Raw genomic sequence first — 12,030 nt, forward strand, 5'->3', positions numbered from 1 at the left:
ATGGACAAGAAACCAAGTCCAAGACCCGTTGTTTTGGCAGGATATGTTCTAATCTTTCTGACTTTTGGAGTGCTGGGAAGTTGGGCAGCTGTGGCCAAACTTGACAGTGCGGTTGTGGCACCAGCGACAATTTCGTTGGAAGGTAATCGACGTGTCGTACAGCACTTTGAAGGCGGGATCGTTGAAGAGATCCTCGTCTCTGAAGCTGATGAGGTGGAAGAAGGAGAGGTTCTCTTGCGCCTTAGTGCAGTCGAAGCGAGATCCAACCTGGAAGTGCTGTCGTCTCGACTTGATGTTGCCCGTCTGACTGAGGCGCGCCTTCTGGCTGAACGCGCCTTGTCGGACAAGATCGATTTTCCCCAGGATCTCTTGTCAGAAGATCTCGATATGATGGGAGATGTGATTGCTGATCAGCGTGATCTGTTTGAGGATCGTCGATCCATCCTAAAGTCTCAGCAAGACATATTGACGGCGCGTGTGGAGCAGATCGAAGTCCAAATCGAGGGTCTCAATTTGCAGAAATCTGCATTTGAGCGCCGGATTGCCAACTACTCTGAGATGCTGGATCGCATGCGGGATGGTGAAAGTCGCGGATTGATTCAGTCCAACCAGCTGTCGCAACGCGAAGATGAACTGATTGAGATTGAAGCCAATCTTGGGCAGGTGATTTCAGATATTGCTCAAGCGCAGGCCAGCATCGGCGAAACCAAACTTCAAGCGCTCCAGATGACCCAGGAATACCGGGAGCGCGCCAATACAGAGTTGGATGACATCCGAACAGAGATCAGTGAGCTGCAGGAGCGCCGCAAAGTTGCACAGGACGTGCTTGACCGAACGGAAATTCGTTCTCCTGGGTCCGGCACCATTCAGAATCTCAAGGTGCATACAGTTGGGTCTGTCGTTCGCCAGGGCGAGATCTTAATGGAGTTGGTACCTGAGGATGAAGAACTCATCATAAACGCACGTGTGTCTCCAATCGATAAGGATAATGTCGCTCCGGGTTTGGAAACTGAAGTCCGCTTTACAGCTTTTAAAACCAAGTTGACACCGATCATGTTGGGTGCTGTCGAGACGGTTTCAGGAGATGTCATTACGCCGGAGAATTCTAACGAAGCGCCGTATTATCTTGCACGTGTGGTTGTCGACGAAAAAGATATTCCTCTTGAGATCAAAGATCGACTGACAGCAGGGATGCCGGCGGATGTGATCATAACAACCGGTGAACGTACTGTCGCAAATTACATCGTGTCGCCGCTTCTCGATGCCGTGCGTAAAAGCATGATCGAAGAATGAGATATTAGAGCAGACGCTACCGCTTAGTGACCAAGGACCGATGCATTGCGTCGGTCCTTCTTATTTCTGCGTATGAAAATCGCCTGTTCGGATCAAGCGATCATATCAACGTCCCGAATATCGTCCTGAACGCCTATCAGGGAAACAATCTTCCCATTGTCTGCTTCCCATTGGACATATTCGTAGTCTCCTTGGGCAACAGCTTGCTTGTCAATGAAGACAATGCCTCCGTTCCGGAGCTCCATGATGCCGAAGTCTCCGCTTTTACTCTGCATAAACTCCAGAACGCGTTGCGTTATAGCATCGAAATCATGGAGTTGAGTGGACTGGCTATCTATGTTTGTTGGTGCTTCAATCCATTCAAACAGATCAAATGCTTCATTCTTGTTGAGATTTGAGCTTATCCAAACGGATTCCTGTTCGAACTGGATTTTCTCCATTTCGAATTTTTGAGCCAATATTGTATTTGCGAGCAAGGAAGAAGGTGCTTCATCCGTTTGCTCAGTTTCGAGAGCAGATGTCGCCTGATTCATATTTTCGTCAGGTGACGCCTGTTTTTCACTTGATACAGCAGTTATGTCGACTGCCTGAGACGAGGGATCCGATGAAGCTTCGTTCTTTCGTGGCGGAGATGCTCTTTCTGCCCCAGACGACGCCTCTTTGAAATTATCTAACAGATGATCCAGAACACTTGGGTTTTGTTGCTCAGATGATTGAACTGCCCGCGAGTTTGCATGCGCGCCGGATATGTCATTGTCTTGCCCAAGCTCGACACCAACAAATTCAGCAAGCATCTCGATAAGGCCATCCGGAACCTCTTGTGCATCAACATCGAGAGTTGCTGTTTTGTGAGTGGTATCGTGTTGGTCGAGAAGTTCCAGCATCTCGAGGTTCTTTAGGACCTGACGTTGATTCTCGAGCAGTACAGTTTCTGACATGAACCCCATGGCAATCGCGATTGTGCTTAACCCAATCGCGAAACCGTTCGTACTCAACGACAAACCCTGATGATGGTGCCCGTCACGTGACTGCAAGTGATCCTCAGACATCGCATGCCCATGGCCGTCATCAAGGAATGCCAAATCCGATGCATCTATGATATCAAGAGGCTCAATCTCGAGAAGCAGTTCCGGGTCGGCATTGTTGCTGCTACTGACTTCAAACATCCCGCCGAAGTCAAAAGAAACACCATCTTCATTGTCCGCGTCTTCAGGCGCGAAGAGCACCAACTCTTCTGAAGCGAGGAACAAAGTCCATATTAGTGCAGCCAACATAGCAGATGGGTGCAAGCGTACTTTACCACCACGCTCCAAACGTATGATACGACGTTCAATGCCGTCTTGTGACTGCTGCTCTGGCAACGCTTGGTTTGTAAAGTCTGCTATCAGTTCGCCAAAATTTGCTCCTCTCAGGGGCCGTAGAACATTCGGGCTGTCCAAAAAGTACAGGCCATCGATGCGGCAGAGGTGTATAAACACGTCACCATTGGCGTGGCAAAAAACAAACCAAGGATCACCCTCATCGGTAACGCCCCGGTCCGTCTCGACAGGTACATTTGCTTTGCTCAGCAGCTGCCTTACCCGGAACAGATCCGCAAGTTCCTGATTGCTCCAGTCCTTCTTGGGATCTGGTTGAGGGTTAGAAAAAGCAGGTTGTGAAAACCCACCTAGGCTGATCTCACCATCCTCATTTGTCTGAAACGACAAGGTTTGCTGCTCGTCCGCCAGAAAAGCCTGATCGGAGGAAGCGTTCTTTTTGTTCCGAAAGTCGAGGATTTTCGCCATAGGATAGCTGTCCCGATCAGTCTAAATCGTCACTTATCTTACTTCTGATCGGTCCTGCGATCTAGTGAAGATCATCAGCCAGCGACGTCTTCGAACAGGATCTGATAGGTAAGAGGCTCGTAGTAGCGAAGCAGTTCGCGCACAAAGCTTTTGGGATCCTGCCCGAGTGCAACAGCCCATTCCGCATAACGGTGCGCCGGAATCTTGCCACGCCCATTCTCGAGCTGAGAGATGAAGGTGTAGTAATCCAGCGACAAGCGGTCAGCCAGGTCCCGTTGGGACAAACCTTCAGCTTCGCGCAATGATTTGAGCCAAAGCCCAAGAGTAACGCGTTGTTCCTTGGCTTCTTCAGGTGTCGATTTGTGCAGCTCAGCAAGCATAGCAAATCCTCTATTGGCAGCGGCGAGGGACCCAAGCGATCAGTATGCAGGGGTGTTTAGTACTTCACTATATAGCAGGATTTTGCCTATGGCAAACAGCATTGCTGCTTTTGAGTTGAGCGGCGCTGAATTAGCGACTACTGCAATAATACAAGGCAAGATCTGAAAAAATGTCCCCAAAAAGGGGCGGGTGTTTGGGCCACTAGCAGTGATTGAACACGTGAACTTCTGCGACTTGCGGCAATCCCGTAAGGCACATGTGCTGTCGCCGGACGGATTGGGCTGCAAAAAGAGCGCGTTCATTGCTGCGGATACGTCTGAAAAATCATCCCGCATATGGTATGACTGAGGCGAACAGCATTAATATGACGCCGCTTTCTTCTGTGGCTCATGAGCCCGTGGCTCTCGTAAATCACCCCAATTTGGACACATGCACTCCCGGTTGTCGCCCAAGTCTCGTTTTAGAGATCAGGCGGGGCTTGAACTGGAGAGTTTGAGATGTCTGCTGCCACCGCCAGTGATCTGGAAAGGTACATGTTAGACCTCGTGAACGAGGAGCGTATCAGCCGCGGCTTGAATGCTCTTGTTCTCGATAAAGTCTTGAACGCGTCTGCGGATGCGCATTCGTTGTGGATGCTGGAGAACAACATCTTCAGCCATACCGGCGTCGATGGCTCGACGCCGACCGAACGCATGACCGCAGAGGGATTCGATCTCTCTGGCTCATGGCGCACAGCCGAAAATATCGCTGCGCAAAGCGAGCGGGGGGCTCAAGGCCTGTTCGATGATGTGTACGACCTGCACATTGCTTTGATGAACAGCCCAGGGCACCGCGAGAACATTCTCATGCCTGATCTGGAAGTGGTCGGCATCGGCATCCAGACCGGAACCTACCGCTACGAAAGTGGCACATATTACTCAGTTATGGTGACGCAGAACTTTGCGATGACCGGCGGTCAGACAACGCCGGATGTTGCTAATGAAACGTCTGTTCCTCCCGCCGACTCCAATACGTCTCAGGATTTAACGGGTGTTCTTGTCGGAACCGCAACCGTTGAAAACTTGGTTGGGACCGTGCAACGGGACTTAATTGAAGGGTTGGGTGGTAACGACACTTTGACGGGTGGCCTTGGGGATGACTTGATTGATGGAGGCGCAGGTGTAGATACGGCAGTCTATTCCGGAGAGCGGTCTTCTTACACTGTGCAAATCTCATCAACCGGTGTGGTGATCACGGACCGGCGGCCATCACAAGACGGCACCGATACGCTCATCGATATCGAAAACCTACGATTTGCCGATGGTGACTTCGATCTTGGTATCAGGTCAGGAGCTGCAGGCTTGTCGACAGAAGACTTCGCTGCAATTGTCGAGCTCTATATTGCCTATTTCAATCGAGCACCTGCCGCACAAGGGTTGCTTTATTGGGCAACGCGTCTTGAAGATGGAATGACACTTCCAGAAATCGCAGAAAGCTTTTTTGGACAACCTGAGACGCAAAGAACTTATGCTTCATACTTGAACTCGGATGGCAGTCTGCAAGACACTGAAGCCTTTGTATCAGCTGTATTCAACAATGTACTCGGCCGGGATCCTTCAGGACCATACTGGGTCAATGAACTGAACAACAATCCCGAAATAACACCGGCGATATTTATCTTGTCTGTTTTAAATGGCGCGAGAGCTGCCTCCGGAGGAGCAGGGGATGTCGCCTATCTCCAAGACAAAACAGATATCGGGGTCTATTTTTCAGCCATTAAAGGCCTGTCAGATTTCAGTGATACGATTTCTGTCATGGAGCTCTACAATGGCACACGGTCTAGCGTCAGCAATGCCGTCTCGGTAATCGATGAGATTCATGCGGATGCGCTCGATCCGATGTCTGGTGAATTTTTGATGCCTCTAGTCGGCGTTATTGATGATCCATTCGCCATTTCTTGAGTGATAAGAGCGATAATGGGAAGCGGCCTTACTGATCAGGTAAGTGATCTAGAACTTCAACCATACGCTGCGCAATTGTGTCATATGAAGAGAACTGAGAATGCAAAGCCTCTGCACCAAGCTGGTTTCTTACAGCCCCACACAGCGGTGCACTCAATAAGCAAAGGTTCCCCTGATTAACCTCAAGGCAATAGATACGTCGCGTATTTTTACATCGCACCATGTCGATGCTCAGCACACATGTTTCGGGGAACAAAGAGGCGATCCATGATGCCATTTCAACCATCTCGGAGTCATTAACAAGTTCGCACATACGGTTATCAGAAAAATTTGACGTTGCCTCACCACCAACCAAACCGTCTATGTCTTTAACAAAAAAATCGTTAGGGGCTATTGTTTTGAAGCACATAATCGGGGCCCCAAGAAAAGTTGTCACCCGTGTACTTTCTGGCCGCTTACCTGTTTCGATATATTTCTGAAATATTGGCATAAATCTGGATTGGATATCCGATTTAAAAACATGCAAAATTTTTTCTCGTAATTTTTCAAAATCCATTGATCTAAATACAAAAATACCCTTTGCCCTAACTGTTCCTGGCGCAGTGGTTTTCACGGCAATAAATTCCCCAAGATCCTCTAATTCCATATTCCTATCCGGCTCAAAGAACACACTCGATGGCACGGGTACACCCGCAGTCTGAAGGTCACTAAATAGTTCAGTCTTCAATTTTTGATTAGAGAAAAATTTTGGTCCTGGAATGAAATCAAAAATTTGAGGTTGAAGATTGCTGTCCAGAGTGAATGTTGTGGTCTTGGATGATTCTATATTTGCAAGGTCAACCGGCACTATTTCACTGTCAAATGAGAAAAGTCGAATATCTGAAGTTCTTCTATAGAGAGCTTCTCGAATACACGAAATATCAGAAATCGTTGTGCGTTCATGGGTGTATGGCAATATCACTAGCGCTTGCTCATTTCTTTTCATCTGGATGCCTCTGTTGTAAACAAACTCTAATTAGATGCAGAGCGCAGGACTTCCAATGCACTCCTTAGATATTTGTCCTTGATTCTTTCACGAAATTGGTTTGCGTCTAATATTTCAAAATTTGAAGACATCGCACCTCTAATTGCATGGTTGTTCTTTGGAGAAAATATTCCTTCCCGTACATGTGGAGAAATTAGCTCCAACACATTATATAGATCGGTGAGATCGCCGCTCCATTCAGAAACAAATATCACATCACACATATCTATAGGCAGGCCACGCCTCAGCAAATCTTGATGATCGCAGATTAAAATAACGCCCTCAACCTCTGTGTCCATTAGTGAGGGAAGAATCTTCCCTTGAAGGTCGCTTGGTGACGTCGAGATTTGGTTCAGTGTATCGATTATATGTATCTCTTGGTTCGCCAATTTGGAGCGTATTTCATTTGAAATGATTTTTGCGTGACTTTTTATGTTCGTAAGGATTAATGATATGGGAATGCGGCCCTGTCCATCAATGTACGACTCGAATATCATATCAATTGATTCAGGGTAAATGGAGCCCATTTGAGGCGTTGCATTTACCTCGCAAATGGCAGCTCCATTTTCTTTCCAAGACTTTTTGTGGTTACTGGTAATAAAATCAATCCCTGCTATGTCCAGGCGTAAAAGGCGAGCGGCTTTTATACATAGATCAATGTTATCTTGATGAATTTCTTCGGATACCCGCTCTTTTGTGCCTCCTGCTGAGCTGTTTGGCAAGCGTCGTAGTTTAACAGTTTGGCCCTTTCTGGGTATTGAAAACTTGCTTAGGTTCTGGAGCTCCAAAAATCTTTCAACTTCTGTATCTATTTTTATTTTATACAGTCCAAACGTTCCCCGTCGTGTTCGCTGCGGGTTAGAATTGACCTCTTCGATAAGCTGTTCGATCGTTTTTTCCCCGTCACCCGTGACGCGGGCGGGATGTCGGGCCCAAGCACAGGCAAACTTTCCCTTGATTACTTCTACACGTACATCATATCCATCGATATGTCTCTCGATGAGTACATCTTTGCCAATCTTGCTAATTTCCTGAAAAGCATCTTGGAGCTCAAATTCGTTGTTGAGATTGGGTTTAACTCCCTGTCCTTTTGCAAGATTTGGAGCCTTTACAACAACAGGGTATCCATATTTTTCTACAAAATCGAGAGCGTGTTGGATGGATTGGACGCGTCTTTGCTCGGGGACCGACACATTCCCCATTTTGAGCAATCTGTTGATGTTTGCCTTCTGTTTTGCCCAGCTTACACTTATCGCGGGGCTGTCATCACTTATTGTGCTCCGAAAAAGCCGTGAATTTTTTGCCCAACCAAACTGCCAGACACCATCTGGAAGACCAATCATAGGTATGTTTCGTTTAAATGCGACATCAATCAGCTTGGGAGGGTTGCTCGCTTTTGGAGATGCTTTATCAAGATCATCAAGAATTCTATTCAGATTTATTATTTGCTCATTTTTCGAGTCTATACGCGAAGTGACGTCTATTTCTTTTTGGACTTCCTCTAAAAGTTTGGCGAGTAAAAAATTTGTTATTTTGGGAGCATACGTTGGCAGGGCCAATGTATAGATAATTCCAGATATATCTTTATATACACTTTTTGTCTCAACAATTTTTCCAGACTCGCATGTGGGAATTCTGCTGATATCCTGCAATACTTTTATTGCGTAGCATATTGCTTGAAGCAAATTTTCGCGATCGTTACCAGCCCAGTATGGTGGTTCATTTTGAATATTTGAGCCTACTATTTCAGAAATGCAGTTGCTTAAATACACTGGCAGTGAACTTTGAATTTGCCTGTCAATTGGAAAGTGTAACTCACAATGGAGAAAGTATTGCTTTAATCCATACTTGTAACCGATATTCATGCGGGATTGGAGTATTTTGATTTCGTTCATGCGTTTTATTGAATTCCGGCTCTTTTCTGTATGGTGCACAATTGAATCTGTATCCTTAGCTGGAGTGGTCCGCAATACAGTTGCCCGGCAAAAACCACGTCTTGGACGTCAAAGCGCCGGAATTCACCTGTAGTTCTTTTGAGCCTGTATGATGTTTGCGACCTGATGCTGGGGTCTGGCGGTGATCCAGAGGTGCGGGGAAAACGTACCAAGCGTGTTCGATGTCAACCCTTGGTCGGGCGAACCTAATACAGAGCGGCTGATCTAACAGCTTTTGAGGCAGAAAATGCATGAAACCTGGAGTCGCTTGCGAGCGTTCAAATTAACTGTGTGTAAAATGGCGGGGCGTAGGGTCGACTTTACCCGTGCTTTGGCTGTTTCCATAGCCCTTATGCTTCCATCCATAGTTGATGCGGCAGGGCAGTTTCACGGTCCTCACCTAGTTGCGAAGTTCGCTGCCGATCCTCCAAGAGGCGCTGTGGACCTCTGCGTGCGCTATCAATGGGCGTGTAGTCCGAAGTGGGGAGCGGGCCCGTTGCCTCCCGACATACTGAAACTTGCAAAGCAGATTAACAATGACATCAATCGAAGGGTCCGCCAGATCGAAGACCAGCGACAGTATGGTCGCAAGGAGTACTGGTCTCTACCGACAAAGCGGGGGGGAGATTGTGAAGACTTCGCGCTTCTGAAAAAAGCGGCATTGATGCAGAGGGGAATTTCACCTGAGAACCTCCTGATAGCCACTGTTCTGGACCACAGACGCAACAACCATGCAGTTTTGGTTCTACGAACCACGGCCGGTGATTATGTCTTGGATAATGTGACCAATCGAATTCTCTTATGGTCCAAGACACGGTATTCTTTCCTGAAAATGCAAGATCCAAATGCACCTCACAAATGGCACGCGTTGCTGGCGGGTGGCGTATTTAATTAACGCATGCCGTGTCCCGCAGCCGTCGCGAACTCGCTGCCGTGCTTGTGTGGGAATGGTGTGCCAGTTCGTTTCTGCACGCATGATCCTCCGACAGATGGGGTAAGTCATCGGTTGGAGGATCATCGCAAGGCAGGCAAAGAAAAATTCTGAGGTCACTCAATTTTTCAATTATACTGAGAGTCTCTTCTGAGAGGCTTGTCATGAGATTTTCTTATTCAACATCAATCCTGGTCCTTTCATTGGCTATGGCCCCGACACTACACGCTCAGGAATGCGATGAGTGCGAGTGCTACGAGTGCGATGATTACGAACCTGAACCTTCACCGGCACAGAACGCTTACAGGGACTACCGGGATCGTGATTCAAGGACGCCTCCAAACACTCCTGAGCCTCCCCGTCCTGGGATTATAATTCCAACGGACCCGCCGGAGCCAGTGGATCCACCAGAGCCAGTGGACCCGCCAGAGCCAGTGGACCCGCCAGAGCCAGTGGACCCGCCAGAGCCAGTGGACCCGCCAGAGCCAGCGGACCCGCCAGAGCCAGTGGACCCGCCAGAGCCAGTGGACCCGCCAGAGCCAGCGGACCCGCCAGAGCCAGTGGACCCGCCAGAGCCAACATTCAGATTTTTGTCAGATTCTGAAGATGGCCCGCTGCGCGAACGTCGCCTGAAGTCATTGAAAAAACAGTCGTCGCAAGGGTCGTCTTTTTCCGCAAACTCGCTTGATACAGACGCGATTGTCGAACGCCTCGAGCAGATGGAGCGTATATGCAAGCGAGTTCCGGATGAATACATCGTTGCATGTTTTGCTGCGGCGTATCGTGAGTTGGCAAACGACATCCGTTCCAGTGGAGGGGATGAAGAAGTTCAAAAAGCTCTTTTGGATGCCGCTCGCAAACTTGACGCTCTGGTTGCGGGCAATCTGGATACAGAAAAACCTGCAGTTCGTGCACACCTGACATCGCCATCGGGGCAGAGATTGCGCTCTACACCACCGTTGCGCCCTGTACGCCCAAACACAGTCGAAAATGTGAAGCAGCAGGCAGCGAACGTTCTCGAAGAAGTGGAAACCGTTTTATTGCGATCCGCCTCGGACGACTCGTCAAGGGCGTTGTCCTATCAGAGAATAGCTGCCGCAGTGGGGTCGCATAAAGTTCTGCTTCGGTCTTCGTAATGTCAGCGCAGCCTCTAAAAACTTAGAGGCTGCGGGCTGTATGTTCAGGGCTGATTTCCTTAAGGCGGCGAGCATGTCTCATCGCACACGTGTTGGCGTGCTTCATGCTAACCGGAGCCGGCTGGAAAGAATGGGTTCATAAACGATGTGATGCAATCGGTAGACGTGGAATGGTTCACCGACTGGAATAGACTCACCCTGTAACTGACAGTCCATTTTGGAGATAATCTCACCCCAAGACCACGACCCGAAGACGCAATCGAGTTTGACCGATTCGCTGGCTTCTGTCAGAAGTTGTACTCATTTTTGGTTAACAATCTGCCTGAGAGGCGGATATTTTTCAAGTTCTGGAAAATGTGAGAACCACTCGCTTCCCCAGAATATATCAAAACAATTCAAATATTTACCAAGAACCTCAATGGCCTCATGCGCTCTTGGAGGGGAGATTGTAATCAAACAATGAAAAATCTGTCATTTTTTGGGCTAACATACGCTGATTAAGACCTTTTTGTGTCCTATGGAGGGCAGCGTAAATGCGAAAATTTTGCTTTCTTAAACGATCTGTATCAACACTTGCAGTCGGTCTGATCGCCTTTGGGGGCTGGGTGAATGTTCCCGGAAGTGTTGCGGCTGGAAACCTAAAAGGTGTTTCTGATCCCGTTGTGCGGCCTTATGCCAAGCAAGGGCGTACACTCACAGTACCATCCGGCCTTTGCACTTGGAATTGGGCCCACCCTTCTACATCTCAGGTAGTTGCAAGTTTGGCTGAGAGTCCAACATTCCATCGAAATATGCGTTATGTGGCAGAGCAGTGTCCGACAGTACTCTGCGATGCAGATTGGAACAGCAACTCCTTGAACTCCGCCGCAGAATTGATGCAAGGGCGGCGTTACTACCAATCACTTGTGCAATCTTTGCAAACTGCGTGCCCGAGGATTGCGCTGGTTCTTTCTGACAATGCGACAGCATCGATAGGAGACAGCCGCAACCCTGCTGCTGAAGGCCGTGCACGGGGTCCGGACGAAGACCGGATCGTTGGCGGGGACACTTCAGGACCAAATGGTCCACCGAGTGAGCCGCCAGTTGGTCCGCCGCCGTCACCACCGCCGTCGCCACCGGGGTCACCACCTTCGCCACCGGGGTCACCACCTTCGCCACCGGGGTCGCCACCGTCGCCACCGGGGTCGCCACCGTCGCCACCGGGGTCACCGCCGTCGCCACCGGGGTCACCACCGTCGCCACCGGGGTCACCACCGTCACCACCGGGGTCGCCACCGTCACCACCGGGGTCGCCACCGTCGCCACCGGGGTCACCACCGTCGCCACCGTCACCACCGGGGTCGCCACCGTCGCCACCGGGGTCGCCACCGTCACCACCGGGGTCGCCACCGTCACCACCGGGGTCGCCACCGTCACCACCGGGCAACAGTGGCTGCAGAAGTGACTGCAACAATGGCTTCGGGAATGATGATCAGGCTGCACCCGGTGGTTCAGCTGAGAATAACAAAGCTGAGAATGAAGGAGCTACCGACGATACCAATCCTGATGGCACAGGCACTCAGGGTAACAATGGGAATAACGGCAACAATGGTAACAATGGCAACAAT

At 49.3% G+C, this 12,030-nt stretch carries 10 protein-coding genes; 4 read left to right on the forward strand and 6 right to left on the reverse strand.

The window, feature by feature from the left end; genetic code table 11:
• Positions 1–1,293, forward strand: coding sequence for an HlyD family type I secretion periplasmic adaptor subunit (locus MGEO_RS18430; protein ID WP_085641133.1), 1,293 nt, complete (start codon positions 1–3; stop codon positions 1,291–1,293).
• 92 nt (positions 1,294–1,385) lie between these two features.
• Here the strand turns inward: MGEO_RS18430 and MGEO_RS18435 are convergent, their stop codons facing one another.
• Together MGEO_RS18435 and MGEO_RS18440 are read right to left on the reverse strand one after the other, a co-directional pair.
• Positions 1,386–3,077, reverse strand: coding sequence for a hypothetical protein (locus tag MGEO_RS18435; protein ID WP_085641135.1), 1,692 nt, complete (start codon positions 3,075–3,077; stop codon positions 1,386–1,388).
• 74 nt (positions 3,078–3,151) lie between these two features.
• The gene (locus MGEO_RS18440) at positions 3,152–3,457 is read right to left on the reverse strand and encodes a helix-turn-helix domain-containing protein (RefSeq protein ID WP_085641137.1); all 306 of its coding nucleotides are present in this window, start codon (positions 3,455–3,457) and stop codon (positions 3,152–3,154) included.
• Positions 3,458–3,955: 498 nt separating this feature from the next.
• On the opposite strand from MGEO_RS18440, the gene MGEO_RS21210 reads away from it, so the two are divergent.
• A complete protein-coding gene (locus MGEO_RS21210; protein ID WP_106299230.1) occupies positions 3,956–5,398 on the forward strand; it encodes a CAP domain-containing protein in 1,443 nt (480 codons plus the stop codon).
• Between the two features lie 28 nt (positions 5,399–5,426).
• Here the strand turns inward: MGEO_RS21210 and MGEO_RS21215 are convergent, their stop codons facing one another.
• A complete protein-coding gene (locus MGEO_RS21215) occupies positions 5,427–6,383 on the reverse strand; it encodes a hypothetical protein (RefSeq protein WP_143746299.1) in 957 nt (318 codons plus the stop codon).
• Between the two features lie 26 nt (positions 6,384–6,409).
• Complete coding sequence (locus tag MGEO_RS18455; protein WP_085641141.1) at positions 6,410–8,317, reverse strand: ATP-binding protein; 1,908 nt, start codon at positions 8,315–8,317, stop codon at positions 6,410–6,412.
• A gap of 286 nt (positions 8,318–8,603) precedes the next feature.
• Here MGEO_RS18455 and MGEO_RS18460 point away from each other — a divergent pair, with 286 nt between their 5' ends.
• Positions 8,604–9,251: a transglutaminase-like cysteine peptidase gene (locus MGEO_RS18460; RefSeq protein WP_233140001.1), complete on the forward strand. Its 648-nt coding sequence runs from the start codon at positions 8,604–8,606 to the stop codon at positions 9,249–9,251.
• 405 nt (positions 9,252–9,656) lie between these two features.
• On the opposite strand, the gene MGEO_RS21445 is transcribed toward MGEO_RS18460, so the two are convergent.
• The gene (locus MGEO_RS21445; RefSeq protein WP_158091051.1) at positions 9,657–9,869 is read right to left on the reverse strand and encodes a hypothetical protein; all 213 of its coding nucleotides are present in this window, start codon (positions 9,867–9,869) and stop codon (positions 9,657–9,659) included.
• Between the two features lie 8 nt (positions 9,870–9,877).
• Between MGEO_RS21445 and MGEO_RS21450 the strand changes: the two genes are divergently transcribed.
• A complete protein-coding gene (locus MGEO_RS21450) occupies positions 9,878–10,423 on the forward strand; it encodes a hypothetical protein (protein ID WP_158091052.1) in 546 nt (181 codons plus the stop codon).
• 892 nt (positions 10,424–11,315) lie between these two features.
• On the opposite strand, the gene MGEO_RS21605 is transcribed toward MGEO_RS21450, so the two are convergent.
• On the reverse strand, positions 11,316–11,873 hold the full coding sequence (locus MGEO_RS21605; protein ID WP_170102925.1) for a hypothetical protein: 558 nt from the start codon (positions 11,871–11,873) through the stop codon (positions 11,316–11,318).
• Positions 11,874–12,030: the final 157 nt, after the last annotated feature.

Origin of the sequence: Marivita geojedonensis, from assembly GCF_002115805.1 — a bacterium.
In the GTDB taxonomy this organism is placed as follows: Bacteria; Pseudomonadota; Alphaproteobacteria; order Rhodobacterales; family Rhodobacteraceae; genus Marivita; species Marivita geojedonensis.

What these genes read in the sequence shown, in the direction of transcription:
- MGEO_RS21210 (WP_106299230.1), top strand. Translation starts at nt 3,956, where the DNA reads ATGTCTGCTGCCACCGCCAGTGATCTGGAAAGGTACATGTTAGACCTC.
- MGEO_RS18460 (WP_233140001.1), top strand. Translation starts at nt 8,604, where the DNA reads ATGCATGAAACCTGGAGTCGCTTGCGAGCGTTCAAATTAACTGTGTGT.
- MGEO_RS18455 (WP_085641141.1), bottom strand. Translation starts at nt 8,317, where the DNA reads ATGAACGAAATCAAAATACTCCAATCCCGCATGAATATCGGTTACAAG.
- MGEO_RS21445 (WP_158091051.1), bottom strand. Translation starts at nt 9,869, where the DNA reads ATGTTGGCTCTGGCGGGTCCACTGGCTCTGGCGGGTCCGCTGGCTCTG.
- MGEO_RS18430 (WP_085641133.1), top strand. Translation starts at nt 1, where the DNA reads ATGGACAAGAAACCAAGTCCAAGACCCGTTGTTTTGGCAGGATATGTT.
- MGEO_RS18440 (WP_085641137.1), bottom strand. Translation starts at nt 3,457, where the DNA reads ATGCTTGCTGAGCTGCACAAATCGACACCTGAAGAAGCCAAGGAACAA.
- MGEO_RS21215 (WP_143746299.1), bottom strand. Translation starts at nt 6,383, where the DNA reads ATGAAAAGAAATGAGCAAGCGCTAGTGATATTGCCATACACCCATGAA.
- MGEO_RS18435 (WP_085641135.1), bottom strand. Translation starts at nt 3,077, where the DNA reads ATGGCGAAAATCCTCGACTTTCGGAACAAAAAGAACGCTTCCTCCGAT.